The following is a 16,754-nucleotide window of genomic DNA, read 5'->3' as shown; positions in this document are numbered from 1 at the left end:
GGCCGCGCGCGCCGTGGAGCACGGCGTCATCCCTTGTGGAAGCGCCGGATGAAGTCGCGCACGTCGGGGTAGACGATCTCGCGCCAGCGGCGGCCGCTGAAGATGCCGTAGTGTCCGGCGCCTTTGACTTCCAGATGGCTGTGGTTCTCGGCCGGGATGCCGCTGCACAGATCGTGCGCGGCCTTGGTCTGGCCGAGGCCGGAGATGTCGTCGAGTTCGCCTTCGATGGTCAGCAGGGCCGAACCGGTGATCGCTTCCGGCGCGACGCGTTCGCCGGCGACCATCCAGGTGCCGCGCGGCAGCGAGAACTCCTGGAACACCAGCCGGATGGTGTCGAGGTAGAACTCGGCCGGCAGGTCGAGCACGGCGTTGTACTCGTCGTAGAAGCGGCGATGCGCGGCGGCGTCGTCGAGGTCGCCGCGCAGGAGATCCTGGTAGTAGTCCCAGTGCGCGGTGAAGTGGCGGCTCGGATTCATCGCGACGAAGCCGGCGTGCTGCAGGAAGCCGGGATAGACCCTGCGGCCCTTGCCCGGGTAGTTCGGCGGCACGTCGAAGACCACGTTGGTCTCGAACCACGAGAACGGCTTGGTGGTGGCGAGGTCGTTGACCTGGGTCGGATGTTTGCGCGCGTCGATCGGGCCGCCCATCATGGTCAGGGTCAGCGGCGTGGTCTCGCCGGCGGCGGCCATCAGCGACACCGCGCCGAGCACCGGCACGGTCGGCTGGCACACCGACATCACGTGCAGCTCGGCGGCGCCGAGGTGCGTGATGAAGCGGCGCACGTAGGCGACGTAGTCGTCCATGCCGAATGCGCCCTTGTCCTGCGGCACCATGCGCGCGTCGACCCAGTCGGTGATGTAGACGTCGTGGTCGCGCAGCAAGGTGCGCACGGTGTCGCGCAGCAGGGTCGAGTGGTGACCGGACAGCGGCGCCACGACGAGCACGGTCGGATCGTCGCGCAGCTGGCGCAGCGCGGCCGGATCGTCGCTGGCGCGCTTGAAGTGGAGCAGGTGGCAGAACGGCAGCTCGATCACGCGCTCCTCGATCACCGCCGCTTCGCGCCCGTGCGCGTTGACCGAGGTGATGCCGAAGGCCGGCTTCTCGTAGTCCTTGCCGAGCCGGTAGAACAGCTCGTAGCCGGCGGCGATGCGATCCACCCCCGGCATCTTCGACAGCCAGTTGTCCGGTGCCGACAGCGCATGCGCGGCCGCGCCCGACCAAGTCACCCAGGGGTTGAGCAGGGCGCGGTTGATTTCATGCAGGTGGTACAGCATCCGGGTGTTCCTGTTGCAGTGCGACAGGCGATTCTAGGCCATCGCATGCGCGGATGGCGTATGCGAAAAGTAGCCTTTGGTCGCATGCGGGCCCTTAGAAAACCCCGATGGCGGTCAATCTGCGCGAAAGAGGGGATCTCCTTCGGCGTGTACCCGGCGCGATCGACGACGAAACGGGCGACTGTCCCGTCGGCAGCCGGAAGGCCCGCTCCCGTTTTCGCGGGAAGACGGGGCGCGCTCGAGGTGCGCTTGCCGAAGCTCGTTCAGTTTTCCTCGAAACCGTCGCGGAAGATCACGTCGCCCTGCGGCAGCGGCCAGACGTAGGCGCCGCGCGAGCGCGTGAAGATCGCCAGCGTGGTCGCGCCGCGGTCGATCACCAGGTCCCAGATCATCGCCGACGGCAGGCCCGCGTCGAAGCGGTTCCACACCGGCACGGCCGCGCCGATGTCGTCGGTGTAGTAGAGCCCCCAGTCGGTGCCGGCGAAGGCCTGCGCCGGGCGGTGCGGATTGATCAGCAGCGCGTTGACCGGAACGTTCGGCAGGTTGCCGCTCTTGTCGGTCCAGGCGAAGGCGGCGCAGTTCGCCGTGCAGTCGACGCGATAGACGTGGCCCGGCGTCGTCGGCGTGTTCTGGTCGAAGCCGGCGAATGCGGCGTAGGCGATCAGCGGTTGCGTCGGATCGGCGGTCACGTCCATCACCGGGCGGTTCGGCAGCACCGCGTTCGCCCCGGTCAGGTCGACCCAGGTGGCCGAATCGGCCGTGCCCGCGCCGAGGCCGAAGCCGGCCCAGACGTTGCCGTCGTTGGTGCCGACCATCGCGCGCGTCGGATCGGAGTAGGCGTAGCGCACCTTGTTGACGATCGAGAGGTCGTAGAAGTCTTCCGGCAGGTTCTTGGTCAGGTCCGGGCTGTTGGGGTACCAGGACGTGTTCGGCAGTCCGCCGCTCAGCGATTCCCACACGCGGAAGGTGCCGGCGAGCATGCGCTGGCAGCCGCTCGCCGGCGGGCAGGTGTCCGCGCCGCCGAACTTGTAGAGGTCCAGGTGCATCAGGAAGCCGGTGCGGTCGCCCTGCCAGAGTTCGAACGTCTTCTCGTCGTACGGCGACACCATCTGGTCGGGCTCGACCTCCGGGCCGGTCGTGCTGGCCATCACGTAGCCACCGTTCGCCGTGTAGTACCAGCGCTGGCCGAGAACCGGTTCGATCTTGTTGAAGGTGCCGTCGCCGCCGAAGCGCAGCGTCCACACCGACGGTCCCGGCGCGGCGCCGCCGCTCCAGGTGTGCGTCGCGCCGCCCTGGTCCTGGGCGCCGGCGATGATTCCGCGTTCGGTCGTGGCCGGATCGTCGAAGCGCGCGGTGATGTCGCCGGAGTAGAACTCGATGGTGCTCGTGCCCTGGTTCATCGCGACGAAGTCGGGCTGCGCGGCGAGCGCGTTCGCGCTGTAGTAGACGCCGCCGTCGTTGCCGACCAGCAGCCGGTTCGGATCGCCGCCGACGAACGCGCGCGCGTGGTTGTCGACGTGCACGTTGCCGTACTGCCCGGGCACGATCTCGCCGTAACCGCAGGTCAGGTTGCGGAAGGTGTCGCCGCCGTCGGTCGAGCGCCAGACGTCGGTCGAACTCAGGAACAGCGTCTGCGCCGTCGTCGGGCTCACCAGCAGGCCGGCGTTGTAGTCCTCGAACATGTAGCCGCTGCCGTACGGATCCTCAACGCAGCCGCTGGCGAAGTCGGCCGGCGGCACCGCGATGTTGGTCCAGTTGGCGCCGCCGTCGGTGGAACGCCACACGCCGAGCCGCATCGCCTGCACGTAGATCGTGTTCGGATCGCTCGGCGCCAGTGCGAGGTCGAGACGACGCAGCGGGTTGCCGCCCGGCTGGGTGGATGGCACGCCGCTGCCGGTGCCGGCCGGCCAGCCGTTGTCGGGACGCGAGATCAGCGTCCACGAGGCCGGGCAGCCGCTGCTCGGCATCGCCGTGCGATAGAGGCCGTTGGCGCCGTTCTCGGTCAGGTCGTAGCGCACGCCGGAATAGCGGCCGATCGTGCCGACCGCGGCGACCAGATCGGTGCCGCCGCCGGTGTCGATCGCGACCAGGCTGGTGACGTCCTGGCGCTGCGTCGAAAACGCGTTCGTGTAGCAGGGTCCGTCCCAGTTCGTGCCGCCGTCCTGGCTGAAGTACACGCCCTGGTTGGTGGCGACGGCGATGCGCGCCGACTGATGGCGGTCGACGGCGACGGAGCTGATCGCGCGGTACTGCGGGAATTCGCCGGCGGGTTCGGTGTAGACGGGATTGAACACGTCCTCGCCGAGTACCTGCCAGGTCTCGCCGCCGTCGGCGCTCTTCAGCAGGCCGCCGGCGCCGAAGGTGAACGGACGGTTGCGGCGGAAGTCGCCGGTGCCGGCGTAGAGCACGTCGGGATCGTTCGGGTCGAGCGTGAGCCAGCCGATGGCGATGTTGGCGATGCTCGGCGAGTCGGTCTTCGGCTGCCAGGTGGTGGCGGCGCTGCAGCAGTTCGTCGTCTTCCACACGCCGCCGCCGTCGGAGCCGAACCAGGCGATGTTGGTCTGCGTCGGATGCGTGACGATGGTGTTCACGCGTCCGCCGACGAGACCGAAGTTGTAGGCGGTGCCGGCGTCGAGCGGCGCGGGTCCGAGCGGCGTGACCTGGTCCGGATTCAGCACGCCGGCCGGCGCCTGCGCTCGCGCTGCCGTCCGCGGGCGGCTCTTGTTCATGCGCTCGTGCTGGCGTGCCGCGTCGACGAGCCAGCGCGAGTGGAACTGTCCGGTCGGATAGGTCGCGCGCCAGTTCCAGTAGCCGGTGCCGGCGGCCGCCGGCGACAGCTTGATCGGTCGTTCGACGGGGCGCGACGGCGAGGATTCGTGCCGTGGGCGATGCCACAGGAATCCTGCGGCGACGAGCGAGACTACGACGAGCGATGCCACGCCTACCGCGACCTTCGTCATGCGTCCTCCTCCCGGGAGTGTGCGAATATCGAAAGCATGTCCCCGCGCCTGAGTCTCTATCGACTTCGGTCGATGGGCTCATGCGTGCTCGTCTCCGCGGCGGATGGTAGGACGAGGGATTTCGTAATTCAACGAGAATCAAAAGCGGGAGTTCGGATGGCGAAGAGATGGAGATGGCTGGTCGCGTGCGCGGTCGGCAGCGCGGCGATCGTCGGTACGGCTGAAGCGCAGAACGAAGGCATGCGCGCGGTTCCCGCGCCGGCGGACGTGGTCTATCCGGGCACCATCCGGCTCGACGTCGACGCCAGCGACGTCGGCCGCCGCATCTTCCGCGTGCGCGAAGAGATTCCGGTCGCCGCCGGACCGCTGACCTTGCTCTATCCGCAGTGGCTGCCCGGCAATCACGCGCCGCGCGGGCCGATCGACAAGCTGGCCGGGCTCATCATTCGCGGCAACGGCCAGCCGATCGCGTGGAAGCGCGATCCGGTCGACGTGTACGCGTTCCATCTCGAGGTGCCGCCGGGCGTCGCCAGCCTGTCGCTCGAATTCGATTTCCTGTCGCCGCAGGAACCGAGCCAGGGCCGCATGGTGATGACGCCGGAGCTGCTCAACCTGCAGTGGAACACCGTGGCCTTGTATCCGGCCGGGCACTATTCGAGCCGCGTCACCGTCGCGCCGAGCGTGAAGCTGCCGTCCGGCTGGCAGTTCGGCACCGCGCTCGAACGCAGCGAGGGCAGCGGCAACGCGACCGGCGCCGACGGCACGGTCGCGTTCAAGCCGGTCACCTTCGACGTGCTGGTCGACTCGCCGATGTTCGCCGGGCGCCACTACAAGCGCGTCGACCTCGGCGGCACGCCGGCGCCGGTGCATCTGAACCTGTTCGCCGACGAAGCCAAGAGCCTGGACTTCAAGCCGGAGCAGATCGACGCGCACAAGCGCCTCGTGCAGCAGGCGCGCAAGCTGTTCGGTTCGCAGCACTACGATCGCTACGAGTTCCTGTTCGCGCTGACCGACCAGCTCGGCAGCATCGGCCTGGAGCATCATCGCTCGAGCGAGAACACCCGCCAGCCCGGCTACTTCACCGAATGGGAGCGGCGCGCGCCGGGTCGCGACCTGCTCGCGCACGAGTACACGCATTCGTGGAACGGCAAGTTCCGCAGGCCCGCCGATCTGGCGACGCCGACCTTCAACGTGCCGATGCAGGATTCGCTGCTGTGGGTCTACGAAGGGCAGACCGAGTACTGGGGCAACGTGCTCGCCGCGCGCGCCGGGTTGTGGACGCCGGAGCAGGCGCGCGACGATCTCGCGCTGATCGCCGCGACCTACACCGACAATCGCCCCGGCTTCGCCTGGCGCACGCTGCAGGACACGACCAACGATCCGATCGTCGCGCAGCGCCGCCCGCTGCCGTACCGCAATTACCAGATGAGCGAGGACTACTACAGCGCCGGCGCGCTGCTGTGGCTCGCGGTCGACGCCAAGCTGCGCGAGCTGAGCCGCGAAAAGCGCGCGCTCGACGATTTCGCCGCGGCGTTCTTCGGCGTCGACGACGGCAGCATGGCGGTCAAGCCGTACCTGTTCGACGACGTGGTCGCCGCGTTGAACGGCGTCGCCGCCTACGACTGGGCGAAGTTCCTGCGCGAGCGCCTCGACGCCGCCGCGCCGCCGCTGGACGGTCTCGCCGCCGTCGGCTGGAAGCTCGTCTACACCGACAAGCCGAGCGACTACCAGAAGAACAACGAATCCGACCGCAAGACGCTCGACTACTCCGCCTCGCTCGGCATCACCATCGGCAGCAACGGCGGCAAGATCGCCGACGTGCGCTGGAACGGTCCCGCGTTCAAGGCCGGCATCGCGCCGACCAGTGCCGTGGTCGCGGTCAACGGCCGCGAATTCTCGCCGGAGCGCTTGAAGGACGCGGTCGCCGCCACCAAGGACGGCAAGGCGCCGATCGAGCTGCTGGTCAAGAACGGCGAGGAGTACCGCAGCGTGCGCGTCGACTACCGCGAAGGACTGAAGTATCCGCATCTGGAACGCATCGCCGGCGTGCCCGATCGCCTGAGCGCGATCCTGGCGCCGAGGAAGTAGGCCGGTCGGGAACGCGATGACGGCGATTCGTCTCAGCGCGCAGCAGGCGCGCCTGCTGCATCTGGCCGCGCAGGGGCTGCTCGCGCGGCCGGGCCGGCGCGCGCGCAAGGCCGACGTGCTCGCCGCGATCGCGCGCATGCGCGTGTTGCAGATCGACACCATCAACGTCGTCGCGCGCAGCCCGTACCTGGTGCTGTTCTCGCGTCTCGGCGCGTACCGCAAGGAATGGCTGGAAGCGTGGCTAGCCGAAGGCGCGATCTTCGAATGCTGGGCGCACGAGGCGAGCTTCGCGCCGGCGCTCGACTACGCGCTGCACCGGCGCCACGTCGACGGCCGCGACGGGCACTGGTCGATGAAGCACGCCCGCCGCATGCGCCGCGAGCACGCCGCCGAGATGGACTCGCTGCTCGCGCACGTGCGCGAGCGCGGCGCGGTCAAGGCGGCCGACTTCGAGCGCGTCGACGGCGTCGGCGGCGGAGGCTGGTGGGGCTGGAAGAGCGAGAAGCGCTGGCTCGAGGCGTTGTTCGCGCTCGGCGAACTGATGATCGCGCGCCGCGAGAACTTCCAGCGCGTCTACGACCTCGGCGAACGCGTGCGCGCGGCGGCGCGCGCCAACGGCCATGTCCCAGACGCGGACGAGGTGTCCGAGGAACATATGCGCCGCGAGTTCACGCTCGGCGCGGTCCGCGCGCTCGGCGTGACGCAGGCGCGCTGGATCAACGACTACTTCCGCAGCGGACGCAAGCTGAAGGACGCCGATCTCGACGCGTTCGTCGAGGCCGGCGAACTGTTGCGCGTCGACGTGGAGGGCTGGAAGCATCCGGCCTACGTGCATCCGGATCACCGCGAGGCGCTGGCAAGCGCCGCTGTCGGCCGCCTGCGCGCGACGCATACGACGCTGCTGTCGCCGTTCGATCCGGTCGTCTGGGACCGCGAGCGCGCCGCCGCGATGTTCGGCTTCGACTACCGCATCGAGTGCTACGTGCCCGCGCCCAAGCGCAGGTATGGCTACTACGTGCTGCCGATCCTGCATCGCGGCCGGCTGGTCGGCCGGCTCGATGCGAAGGCGCATCGAGCGGACGGCAGGTTCGAGGTCAAGGCGCTGTACCTGGAGGAGGGCGTCGAGGCGGACGCGAAACTCGCCGCGGCCGTCGCCGAGGCGATCCGGCGCTGCGCCGACTGGCACGCGACGCCGCAGGTCGAACTCGGCCGCTGCGAGCCGAAGACGTTCAAGCGCGAACTGCGCGAGGCGCTGCGCCGGGACGGGTGACGCGCGCCGTTGTCGAGCGCGCGCCGTTGCGCGAGACTGCCCGCGGTGACGGAGGACTGGCGATGTTCGAGGAAGCGCTGGCGATCTCGATGCGGCTCGGCGCGGCGGTGCTCGTCGGCGGCCTGATCGGCCTCAACCGCGACCTGCACCACAAGCCGGCCGGCGTGCGCACGCATGCGCTGGTCAGCCTCGGCGCCGCGCTGATCGTGCTGGTGGCGCTGCCGCCCGGCAGCGGCGACCCGCATCGCTACGATGCGCTCAGCCGCGTCGTGCAAGGCGTGCTGACCGGCATCGGCTTCCTCGGCGCCGGCGTGATCCTGCGCAATCCGGACAAGCAGCACATCAGCGGCCTGACCACCGCCGCGACGATCTGGCTGACCGCGCTGCTCGGTGTCGCCTGCGGCATCGGCCTGTATCTGCCGCTGACGATCGCCTTCGTCATCGGCGCGCTCGTGCTGCTGCTCGGCGGCCGCTTCGAGCGCGCGTTCCGGCGGCGCTGGATGAAAGCCGGCGATCCGCCGCCTCCGGCACCGCCGCAGGGAGAGTGACGGCGATGGCCGAACTGCACGAGTGCGAGATCGCCAGGCTGCGCCCGACGCAGATCACGGTCGGCATGATCGAGGTCGAGGACAAGCGCAAGCATCTCGACGCGATGGGGCATCGCGAGCGCAAGGATTTCCTGGAGGCGCGCCCGATTCCCGCCGTATCCGGCCCCGGCGACAAGCTCTACATCACCGATCATCACCATCTCGCCCGCGCGCTGTCCGACGGCGGCTACGACAGCGGCTATTTCCTGATCGAGGCGGATCTGTCGAGCCTGGCGCTCGAGGCGTTCTGGAAGACCATGCAGGAGCAGCGCTGGGCGCATCCGATCGACGCGAGCGGGCAGCGCCAGTCGACCGACGACATTCCGCACCACGTCGACAAGCTCGTCGACGATCCGTACCGAAGCCTGGCCGGCTACGTGCGCGAACGCGGCGGCTACGCGAAGACGCCGACCGCGTTCGCCGAGTTCGCGTGGGCGGACTTCTTCCGCCCGCGCGTGGTCATCGGCCCGAAGCGCCGCGATTTCGACGCGGCGGTCGAGCAGGCGCTGGCGCTCGCGCACAGCGCGGCGGCGAAGGCGCTGCCCGGCTATCTCGCCGCGGCAGCGCGCTGACCGCGATGCCGATCAGGCCGGTCGCGACTGCCGGCCGCGACCGCCGCGCCGGCGCGGCTTCTTCTTGCGCGCTTCCGGATTGGCTTCGTTGCCGTTCGAGGCGTGCGGCCGGCGCGCATGGCGCTGCGGGCGGCCGCCGCTCGGCTTCTGCGTCGGCCGCGCCGTGCCGTCCGCACGCAGCGGACGCGACGGCTCGAAGCCGGCGACCGACGCGATCTCGATCTCCTGCTTGAGCAGGCGGCGGATGTCGCGCAGCAGGCCTTCCTCTTCGTGCGAGACCAGCGAGATGGCCAGGCCCTCGGCGCCGGCGCGGCCGGTGCGGCCGATGCGGTGCACGTAGTCCTCGGCGACCATCGGCAGGTCGTGGTTGATCACCATCGGCAGCTGGTCGATGTCCAGTCCGCGCGCGGCGATGTCGGTCGCGACCAGCACGTTGATCTTGCCGCTCTTGAAGTCCGCCAGTGCGCGCGTGCGCTGGTTCTGGCTCTTGTTGCCGTGGATCGCCGCCGCGCGCAGGCCGGATTTCTCGAGGATCTTGGCCAGCTTGTCCGCACCGTGCTTGGTGCGGCCGAACACCAGCGTCTGGCGCGCGTCGTTCTGCAGCAGGTGCAGCAGCAGGTCGCGCTTCTTGTCGGCGTCGACCGGATGCACGCGGTGCGTGACCGTGGTGGCGACGCTGTTCGGCTTGGCGACCTGGATCTCGACCGGCTCGCGCATGAATTCGCCGGCGAGCGCCTTGATCTCCGGCGCGAAGGTGGCCGAGAACAGCCAGGTGATGCGCTGCTGGCGCGGCAGGTGGCCCAGGATGCGCTTGATCGACGGCAGGAAGCCCATGTCGAGCATGCGGTCGGCCTCGTCGAGGATCAGCACCTCGATGTGCGACAGGTTCACGCTGCGCTGCTGGATGTGGTCGATCAGGCGGCCCGGCGTGGCGATCAGCACGTCGACGCCGCGGCGCAGCGCGTCGACCTGCGGCTTGATGCCGACACCGCCGAAGATCGTCGTCGCGCGCACGCCGAGGTGCTTGCCGTAGGCGCGCACGCTGTCGTGCACTTGCGCGGCGAGTTCGCGCGTGGGCGTGAGCACCAGTGCGCGCGGCGTTTTCGGCTGCGTCGTCGTGCGGCCGGCGGCGTAGAGCCGATGCAGCAGCGGCAGCGCGAATGCGGCGGTCTTGCCGGTGCCGGTCTGCGCGCCGGCGAGCAGGTCGCGGCCTTCCAGCGCGGCCGGAATGGCGGCGGCCTGGATCGGCGTGGGCTGGTCGTAGCCTTGTTCGGCCAGCGCGCGCAGCAGCGCGGGCGCGAGCCCGAGGGTTTCAAATGACATTGGATGACTCCGAATCGATGACGCGCGCGACGCACGCGGATCCGGCCGCGAAGGCCGTGACGATCAGCGCGAGGCGCAGCGCTCCGGTCGTGGAGACCGGTCTGCCGCAGCGTTCCCAAAGACCGCGCTGCGAACAGAAAGATGGGCGGATCGCAGCGATCGTCTTGATCGTGGATTCCGGGTTTGACGCGGCGAAGGCCGAGCGGCGCGGAACGTTTCGGCGGAAGCGGGGAGGCTTCCAGGCTCGGCGTTCCAAAGGGAAGATCGCGAAAGCGACGCAACAAACTGCGCGCAGCATACACGATGCGGCCCGCGCCGGCCACGTCCCCGGGGCACGTTGACCCCGGGGCGGGGCGAACATAGGCTCCCGGCCTCCCTTTCGCTCCGGAGTGTTCCTCATGGCCGCTCCCACGCTCGCGTGGTTCTTCCTGCTGCTCGCCGGCTTCGCCGAAATCGGCTGGGCGGTCGGTCTCAAGTACACCGAAGGCTTCACGCGGCCGCTGCCGACCGTGCTGACGATCGCCGGCATGATCGTGAGCTTCTACCTGCTCTCGCTGGCGATGCGCAGCATTCCGCTCGGCACCGCCTACGCCGCCTGGACCGGCATCGGCGCGGTCGGCACGGTGATTCTCGGCATGGTCCTGTTCGGCGAGTCGCGCGATCTCGCGCGCATCGGCTGCATCGCGCTGATCGTCGGCGGCGTGGTCGGGCTGAAATGGCTGAGCGGGAGCGCGGCCCACTAGTGTCGAACGTACGTCACGATCGCCGGATCGCCGTCGATCCTCATCCGCTGTTCCTGCCGAGGTCGCCGTGAACCCCGTCGATTCCACGCTCGCCAGCGTCCGCCTCGACGTCTGGCTGTGGGCCGCGCGCTTCTTCAAGACGCGCGCGCTGGCCAAGCAGGCGGTCGAGGGCGGCAAGATCGAGGTCAACGGCGCCGCCGGCAAGCCGGCCAAGGCCGTGCACGTCGGCGATGCGTTGAAGATCGTGCGCGGCGAGGAACGTTTCGAGATCCGCATCGACGGGCTCGACGAACGCCGCGGTCCGGCGAGCGCGGCGCGCCGCCTCTACTGCGAGACCGAAGCGAGCCTCGCCGCACGCGCTGCGGAGGCGGAGCTGCGCCGGCTGCAGGGAGCCGGCTACGCGAAACCGCCGACGAAACCGGACAAGCGCGCGCGGCGCCTGATCCGCGCGCTCGGTGACATCGACGCGCTCTGACTAGCGCGTGCCGCTCACGGCGACGGCCGTTGTCGCGAGCGGTTTTTCCGCGGCCTGCGCAATCAGCGCCGCGACCGTATCGGCCTGCGTGACCGGAAGCATGTGGCCGCCTTCCAGCAGGTGCAGCCGCGCGCCGGGAATCGCCGCGGCGAGCCGTTCGCCGTGGAGCTTGTAGTCGAGCAGCGGATCCTGCCGGCCGAATACGACGTCGACCGGCAGCGTCAGCGCAGCGTAACGCGGCACCATCGTCGGCAGCTCGTAGCGCAGGCCGACCATGTCCTGTGAAGCGGTGACGAATTCCAGCGGCCGAGCGGCCAGGGCACCGCCGCCGTCGACGTCGAAGTTCGCCGGCACCGGCTCCGGCGCGAACACGTCGCGCAGCATCGCCTCGTGCTTCAGCTTGCCGATCAGCGTCGCCAGGGTCCAGGCGACCAGTTCGCGCGCGAGCGGCGAGGTCAGGTCCAGGTCCTTGAACACCGCGGGCGGATCGACAATCGCGCCGCTGGCCGGAGCGATCAGCACCAGTCCGCTCACCGCTTCCGGATGATCGAGCGCGAGGGCGAGCGACAACGCGCCGCCGAGCGAATGCCCGACCAGCAGCGGTCGGCGCAGATCGAGTGTGCGCATGAACTCGGCAAGGACCGCGGCCTGCGCGAACAGGTCCGGATGCTTGCCCGACAGCCGTGTCGAGTAGCCGCAATCGGGCCGGTCCACCGCGATCACGCGATGGTCCTTCGCCAGGCGGTCGATCAGCGCGTGGAAGTTGCGCAGGTTGCCGCTGAGGCCGTGGACCATGACGATGACCGGTCCCTGGCCGCGATCGACGTAGTGCAGCCGCATGCCGCCGACGTCGACGAACTGCCCGAGCGGCGGCACCTGCGCTTCGGCCTGCCGTGCGCTCCACCAGGTGTACGAGACCAGCCCGGCGACGATCAGCGGCGCGAGCACGACCAGGGTGCGTGTGATCCTCATGGCTTCCCCCTGGTGTGCGTCAGCGCCACGCCGCCGCGCACAGCGCGTCGCAGGCGGCGAACGGGTCGTGCGTGCGTTCCCAGGCTTCCAGCCAGTTCCCGTAGTTGTGGATCGTCGGTTCCTGCGTCGGATGGAAGCCGGGCCGGAAGTAGGCCAGCAGCTTGCCGGCCAGCGAGCCGTAGATGCCCTTGCGCGGACCGTGCAGCCAGAAGAAGTTGCGCACGTGCAGGCCGATCCGCTGCCGGCGCGTGTAGCCGTCGGCTTCGAGCAGCCGGTCGGTGTAGATGTAGGTGTAGCGGATCATGTTCTTGATCGCGTAGGCCATCGCCGCCACGCGCTTGAAGTAGCCGACCCCGGCCACCTTCTGCATCACGTCGTAGGCGACCGACTTGTGCTCCATCTCCTCGATCGCATGCCAGGCGAACAAGGCCTTCACGCGCGGATCGGCCCCTTCCATCACCGCGGCCCTGGCGAAATAGGCGAAGGCCATCGTCGCGGTGAAGTGCTCCAGCGCGGCGGTGTGCGCGACGTTGAACTCGGGCGAGTAGGTCTTCGTCCAGCGCTCGAACTCGTCCTTGCCTTCCTGGAGGATGTCCTCCATCGGCATGCCCTGGCGTTCGAGCATCTGGTTGTAGCGCGTGTGCGCGAGGCCGTGCTGGCCTTCCTGGCGCATGAAGTCGCGCACTTCCTGCCGCATGACCGGATCGTCGATGCAGTCGCGGAACGCGCGCACGCTGGTGATGAAGTAGCGCTCGCCGTCGGGGAAGCCCGACTGCACCGCGTCGAACACGCGCGTCTTGTAGGCGTCGCCGCGGAACCAGTATTTCGGCACCGTCTCGTCGAGACGGAAATCCAGGTGCTCGCGCGGGACGATCGTTTCGTGGTGGGAGAGAGGCTTGTTCATGATGTCTGCTCCGCTGATGTGCGCGTCGGTCATTCCCGCGGGAGCGGGAGTCCGGCCTCTTGCGTCGCTCGAGGGGCGAGGTCGCCTGCCGGCGACGCCGTGGCTGCGCCGGTCTTGTGCGTGCGCCGATGAAGCGATTCGACGACGGCGGCGTAGCCGGAAGGAAACAGCCGCTGGATCTTGTCGAGCACGACGGCATCGGGCCCGACCAGCACGCGGCGCCGGTTGTTTCGCACCGCCTTCAGGATCGTTCTCGCCGCGGCCGCGGCGGTGGTGATGAAGTGCTTCTCGAATTCCTGCGCCGACTTCAGCGGGTCGACGCCGAGCGCGGCGACGTTGGCGTCGACGCGCGAGTTCCTGGCGATCGCCGTCTTGATCCCGCCCGGATGCACGCAGGTCGCCGACACGCCGCAGTTCATCAGGTCCAGCTCCTGGCGCAGCGATTCGGTGAAGCCGCGCACCGCGAACTTGGCCGCGTGGTAGGCCGACGCGCCGGGCGAGGCGAGCAGGCCGAACAGGCTGGAGGTGTTGACGACGTGGCCGTCGCCGCTCGCCTTCAGATGCGGCAGGAACGCCTGCGTGCCGTGCACGACGCCCCAGAAGTTGATGTTCATCAGCCACTCGAAGTCGGCCAGGCGCATCGCCTCGACCGTGCTGGCGAGGCCGACGCCGGCGTTGTTGAAGACCAGGTTGACCTTGCCGTGCAGGCGCGCGCTCGCCTCCGCCCAGGCGAATACGGCGGCGCGGTCGGCGACGTCCAGCGCGGTGGCTTCGACCCGGATGCCGTCGTTGGCGGCGCCTGCCAGGCGGCGCGTCTCGGCGAGGCCTGCCTCGTCGACGTCGCCGAGCGCGAGATGGCAGCCATGTTGCGCCAACTGCACGGCCAGCTCGCGCCCCATGCCGGAGGCGGCGCCGGTGATCGCAGCGACCTTGCCCGCGAACGTCTTCATGCCGCCGCCTTGCGGGGCTCGGCCGCCGCGTCGGTCGCCGTGCGCGAGAACGCCAGCGTGCCGTCTGCGACGGCGCCGAACTTCAGCCCGAACAGGTCGACGAGATAGTTCTGCCGCAACCGCCACGGCGCGCGCGCGCCTTGCTGCGGGAACTCGTCGAGCGCGCGTAGCACGTAGCCCGACTTGAAATCGAGCAGCGGCAGGGAAGGCTCGAGATCGGCAGCCGTCGCCTTCGGCACCACCTGCGCGAAACCGTGCCGGTCCATGTGCGCGATCAGGCGGCAGACGAATTGCGAGGCGAGGTCGGCGCGCAAGGTCCAGGAGGCGTTGGTGTAGCCGACGCAGAAGGCGAGGTTCGGCACGTCGCTCAGCATCACGCCCTTGTAGGTATGCGAGCGGCCGAGGTCGAGCGTGCGTCCGTCGACGTCGATGCGCAGGCCGCCGCAGGCCTGCAACTTCAGGCCGGTGGCGGTGACGATCACGTCGGCGGGCAGCGTCTGCCCCGATTGCAGGCGCACGCCCTCCGCAGTGAAGGTGTCGATCCGGTCGGTGACGATCGAGGCCTTGCCGGCACGGATCGACTTGAACAGGTCGCCATCGGGCACCAGGCACAGGCGCTGGTCCCACGGCTGATAACTCGGGTTGAAGTGCGTGTCGAACGCGTAGTCGGCCGGCAGGAATTTCTTCTGCGCGTGGCGGATCAGGCGCTTGAACGCTTCCGGCGCGCCGCGCGCGAAGGCGAAGAAGAACATCGTCAGTGCGATGTTCTTCGCCCGCGCGAGGCGATGCGCCGCGCGGGCGGGCAGATGCCGGCGCAGCCACGTCGCGACCGCGTCCCTGGCCGGCAGGCTGGTGACGTAGGTCGGCGAGCGCTGCAGCATCGTCACGTGCGCCGCGGCGGCGGCCATCGCCGGCACCAGGGTCACTGCGGTCGCGCCGCTGCCGATCACCACGACGCGCTTGCCGGCGTAGTCGAGGTCCTCGGGCCAGGCCTGCGGATGCACGACCGCGCCGCGGAACTCGTCACGCCCCGGGAACTCCGGTGCATGACCGCCGGCGTAGTCGTAGTAGCCGCAGCACAGGTAAAGGAACTTGCAGCAGTACTGGCGCCGCTCCTTCGCCTCGCCGGCTTCCGCCTCGACCAGCCAGTGCGCGTCGCGCGAGGACCACGTGGCCGAGAGCGCGCGCTGGCGATAGCGGATGTGACGGTCGATGCCGTGCTCGGCCGCCGTCTCGCGCAGGTAGTTCAGGATCAGGTCGCCGTCGGAGATCGACTTGTCCGCCGTCCACGGGCGGAACGAATAGCCGAAGGTGTACATGTCCGAGTCGGAGCGGATGCCGGGATAGCGGAACAGGCTCCAGGTGCCGCCGAGTTCGGCGCGGCTTTCGAGGATCGCGTAGGACTTGCCGGGCAGCCGGCGCTGCAGGTAGTAGCCGGCGCCGATGCCGGACAGGCCCGCGCCGACGACGAGTACGTCGAGATGTTCGGCCGCCATGCGTCTTCCTCGAATCGCAGCGTGCCGCCAGCTTGCTCCGGCCGGCCGCGTGCGGCTTGACCGTGCGCGACAATGATTTGACACTGCGCGACATGACCACGATGGCACGCGCCGCCGTTCTGCGCGGGTTTCCCGAGCTGGTGACACGGCTCGGCGGCGACCCGCGCGCGCTGCTGCGCAAGCATCGCCTCAACCCGGGCGCGCTCGACAACGAGGACGCGCTGATTCCTTCGCGCGCGAGCATCGAACTGCTCGAAGACAGTGCGCGCCTGCTGCAATGTCCCGACTTCGGCCTGCGGCTCGCGCAGTTCCAGGACGTCTCGACCCTGGGGCCGCTGGCGATCGCGATCCAGCACGCGCGCAGCGTGCGCGAAGCGGCGGCCAGCGCCTCGCGCTTCATTTTCATCCAGGGCGCCGACGTCGTGTTCACGCTGCAGCCGGCGCCGATGGAGCGCGACTGCGCCGAGCTGCGCTTCGAATTCCTCGAGGCGCAGTCGATGAATTGCCGCCAATGCACCGACCTCGCGATCGGGCTCACGCATCGCATCATCAGCCTGCCGTTCGGCGGCAGCTATCCGCTCGACCGCGTCCTGCTGCCGCACGAACCGCTGGCGCCGGCGTCGGCCTATGCGCGCTTCTTCGGCGCGCCGGTGCGCTTCGCGCAGGCCTACGCGGCGCTGCGCGTGCCGGTCGCGTTCCTCGAAGCGCCGTTGCCCGATTTCAACGAGACGCTGCGCACGCTCGCGGTCAACTACCTGGAGCGGAACTACTCCGACCGCGAGCATTCGCTGTCCGCGCGCGTGCGCCTGATCCTGTCCAAGAGCCTGGGCAGCTCGCAGTCGGAAATCGGTGGCGTGGCGGCCTTGCTGGCGATGCATCCGCGCACCTTGCAGCGCCAGCTGGCGGAAGAGGAGTCGACCTTCGAGTCGATCCGCGACCAGGTGCGTCGGCAGGCCGCGCTGCGCTACCTGGTCTCGACCGAACTCGCGCTGACGCAGATCGCGACCCTGCTCGGACTGTCCGAACAGTCGGCGCTGACGCGCTGCTGCCGGCGCTGGTTCGACAAGACGCCTTCGGAAATCCGCAACGAGGCCGCAACGCCGGACGAAGGAAAGCGCGCGTCCGCGCGCTAGCCGCGTC

At 69.3% G+C, this 16,754-nt stretch carries 15 protein-coding genes; 7 read left to right on the top strand and 8 right to left on the bottom strand.

Annotated features, from left to right (window positions below; translation table 11 throughout):
• Positions 1 to 26: 26 nt before the first annotated feature.
• Both phaZ and J7520_RS10480 read right to left on the bottom strand, forming a co-directional pair.
• Positions 27 to 1,274, bottom strand: coding sequence for a polyhydroxyalkanoate depolymerase (phaZ, locus tag J7520_RS10485; RefSeq protein WP_291187712.1), 1,248 nt, complete (start codon positions 1,272 to 1,274; stop codon positions 27 to 29).
• 263 nt (positions 1,275 to 1,537) lie between these two features.
• Positions 1,538 to 4,234 carry a hypothetical protein gene (locus tag J7520_RS10480; RefSeq protein ID WP_291187709.1) on the bottom strand — a complete coding sequence of 899 codons (2,697 nt, stop codon included), beginning with the start codon at positions 4,232 to 4,234 and terminating at the stop codon, positions 1,538 to 1,540.
• 240 nt (positions 4,235 to 4,474) lie between these two features.
• Here J7520_RS10480 and J7520_RS10475 point away from each other — a divergent pair, with 240 nt between their 5' ends.
• The 4 genes from J7520_RS10475 to J7520_RS10460 are packed head-to-tail and all read left to right on the top strand — an operon-like array spanning position 4,475 to position 8,751.
• The gene (locus tag J7520_RS10475; RefSeq protein ID WP_291187817.1) at positions 4,475 to 6,322 is read left to right on the top strand and encodes a peptidase M61; all 1,848 of its coding nucleotides are present in this window, start codon (positions 4,475 to 4,477) and stop codon (positions 6,320 to 6,322) included.
• 16 nt (positions 6,323 to 6,338) lie between these two features.
• On the top strand, positions 6,339 to 7,592 hold the full coding sequence (locus tag J7520_RS10470; protein ID WP_291187706.1) for a crosslink repair DNA glycosylase YcaQ family protein: 1,254 nt from the start codon (positions 6,339 to 6,341) through the stop codon (positions 7,590 to 7,592).
• 26 nt (positions 7,593 to 7,618) lie between these two features.
• Positions 7,619 to 8,140, top strand: a complete 522-nt coding sequence (locus J7520_RS10465; protein WP_291187703.1) for an MgtC/SapB family protein — start codon at positions 7,619 to 7,621, stop codon at positions 8,138 to 8,140.
• 5 nt (positions 8,141 to 8,145) lie between these two features.
• Positions 8,146 to 8,751 carry a ParB-like protein gene (locus J7520_RS10460; protein WP_291187701.1) on the top strand — a complete coding sequence of 202 codons (606 nt, stop codon included), beginning with the start codon at positions 8,146 to 8,148 and terminating at the stop codon, positions 8,749 to 8,751.
• A 12-nt stretch (positions 8,752 to 8,763) separates the two neighbouring features.
• Here J7520_RS10460 and J7520_RS10455 read toward each other — a convergent pair whose 3' ends face one another.
• The gene (locus J7520_RS10455) at positions 8,764 to 10,074 is read right to left on the bottom strand and encodes a DEAD/DEAH box helicase (RefSeq protein ID WP_291187698.1); all 1,311 of its coding nucleotides are present in this window, start codon (positions 10,072 to 10,074) and stop codon (positions 8,764 to 8,766) included.
• Positions 10,064 to 10,372: a hypothetical protein gene (locus J7520_RS10450; protein WP_291187696.1), complete on the bottom strand. Its 309-nt coding sequence runs from the start codon at positions 10,370 to 10,372 to the stop codon at positions 10,064 to 10,066. The genes J7520_RS10455 and J7520_RS10450 overlap by 11 nt, the downstream gene beginning before the upstream one ends.
• Positions 10,373 to 10,472: 100 nt before the next feature.
• Between J7520_RS10450 and sugE the strand changes: the two genes are divergently transcribed.
• Both sugE and J7520_RS10440 read left to right on the top strand, forming a co-directional pair.
• Positions 10,473 to 10,817: a quaternary ammonium compound efflux SMR transporter SugE gene (gene sugE / locus J7520_RS10445; RefSeq protein WP_291187693.1), complete on the top strand. Its 345-nt coding sequence runs from the start codon at positions 10,473 to 10,475 to the stop codon at positions 10,815 to 10,817.
• 67 nt (positions 10,818 to 10,884) lie between these two features.
• Positions 10,885 to 11,292 carry a S4 domain-containing protein gene (locus J7520_RS10440; protein WP_291187690.1) on the top strand — a complete coding sequence of 136 codons (408 nt, stop codon included), beginning with the start codon at positions 10,885 to 10,887 and terminating at the stop codon, positions 11,290 to 11,292.
• Here the strand turns inward: J7520_RS10440 and J7520_RS10435 are convergent, their stop codons facing one another.
• Genes J7520_RS10435 through J7520_RS10420 form a run of 4 tightly spaced genes read right to left on the bottom strand, consistent with a single transcriptional unit; the run spans position 11,293 to position 15,614 of the window.
• Positions 11,293 to 12,264: an alpha/beta hydrolase gene (locus J7520_RS10435; protein WP_291187686.1), complete on the bottom strand. Its 972-nt coding sequence runs from the start codon at positions 12,262 to 12,264 to the stop codon at positions 11,293 to 11,295.
• A 19-nt stretch (positions 12,265 to 12,283) separates the two neighbouring features.
• Positions 12,284 to 13,168 carry a metal-dependent hydrolase gene (locus tag J7520_RS10430; RefSeq protein WP_291187683.1) on the bottom strand — a complete coding sequence of 295 codons (885 nt, stop codon included), beginning with the start codon at positions 13,166 to 13,168 and terminating at the stop codon, positions 12,284 to 12,286.
• Positions 13,169 to 13,197: 29 nt separating this feature from the next.
• Positions 13,198 to 14,118, bottom strand: a complete 921-nt coding sequence (locus J7520_RS10425; protein WP_291187680.1) for an SDR family oxidoreductase — start codon at positions 14,116 to 14,118, stop codon at positions 13,198 to 13,200.
• On the bottom strand, positions 14,115 to 15,614 hold the full coding sequence (locus J7520_RS10420; RefSeq protein WP_291187677.1) for an NAD(P)/FAD-dependent oxidoreductase: 1,500 nt from the start codon (positions 15,612 to 15,614) through the stop codon (positions 14,115 to 14,117). Before J7520_RS10420 ends, J7520_RS10425 begins: the two co-directional genes overlap by 4 nt.
• 92 nt (positions 15,615 to 15,706) lie before the next feature.
• Between J7520_RS10420 and J7520_RS10415 the strand changes: the two genes are divergently transcribed.
• Positions 15,707 to 16,747: an AraC family transcriptional regulator gene (locus tag J7520_RS10415; RefSeq protein ID WP_291187674.1), complete on the top strand. Its 1,041-nt coding sequence runs from the start codon at positions 15,707 to 15,709 to the stop codon at positions 16,745 to 16,747.
• Positions 16,748 to 16,754: the final 7 nt, after the last annotated feature.

Source organism: Dokdonella sp. (assembly GCF_017744955.1).
Lineage (GTDB): Bacteria > Pseudomonadota > Gammaproteobacteria > Xanthomonadales > Rhodanobacteraceae > Dokdonella_A.
This window is presented reverse-complemented; position numbering and strand designations above follow the sequence as displayed.

What these genes read in the sequence shown, in the direction of transcription:
- phaZ (WP_291187712.1), bottom strand. Translation starts at nt 1,274, where the DNA reads ATGCTGTACCACCTGCATGAAATCAACCGCGCCCTGCTCAACCCCTGG.
- J7520_RS10480 (WP_291187709.1), bottom strand. Translation starts at nt 4,234, where the DNA reads ATGACGAAGGTCGCGGTAGGCGTGGCATCGCTCGTCGTAGTCTCGCTC.
- J7520_RS10475 (WP_291187817.1), top strand. Translation starts at nt 4,475, where the DNA reads ATGCGCGCGGTTCCCGCGCCGGCGGACGTGGTCTATCCGGGCACCATC.
- J7520_RS10470 (WP_291187706.1), top strand. Translation starts at nt 6,339, where the DNA reads ATGACGGCGATTCGTCTCAGCGCGCAGCAGGCGCGCCTGCTGCATCTG.
- J7520_RS10460 (WP_291187701.1), top strand. Translation starts at nt 8,146, where the DNA reads ATGGCCGAACTGCACGAGTGCGAGATCGCCAGGCTGCGCCCGACGCAG.
- J7520_RS10455 (WP_291187698.1), bottom strand. Translation starts at nt 10,074, where the DNA reads ATGTCATTTGAAACCCTCGGGCTCGCGCCCGCGCTGCTGCGCGCGCTG.
- J7520_RS10450 (WP_291187696.1), bottom strand. Translation starts at nt 10,372, where the DNA reads ATGCTGCGCGCAGTTTGTTGCGTCGCTTTCGCGATCTTCCCTTTGGAA.
- sugE (WP_291187693.1), top strand. Translation starts at nt 10,473, where the DNA reads ATGGCCGCTCCCACGCTCGCGTGGTTCTTCCTGCTGCTCGCCGGCTTC.
- J7520_RS10435 (WP_291187686.1), bottom strand. Translation starts at nt 12,264, where the DNA reads ATGAGGATCACACGCACCCTGGTCGTGCTCGCGCCGCTGATCGTCGCC.
- J7520_RS10430 (WP_291187683.1), bottom strand. Translation starts at nt 13,168, where the DNA reads ATGAACAAGCCTCTCTCCCACCACGAAACGATCGTCCCGCGCGAGCAC.
- J7520_RS10425 (WP_291187680.1), bottom strand. Translation starts at nt 14,118, where the DNA reads ATGAAGACGTTCGCGGGCAAGGTCGCTGCGATCACCGGCGCCGCCTCC.
- J7520_RS10420 (WP_291187677.1), bottom strand. Translation starts at nt 15,614, where the DNA reads ATGGCGGCCGAACATCTCGACGTACTCGTCGTCGGCGCGGGCCTGTCC.
- J7520_RS10415 (WP_291187674.1), top strand. Translation starts at nt 15,707, where the DNA reads ATGACCACGATGGCACGCGCCGCCGTTCTGCGCGGGTTTCCCGAGCTG.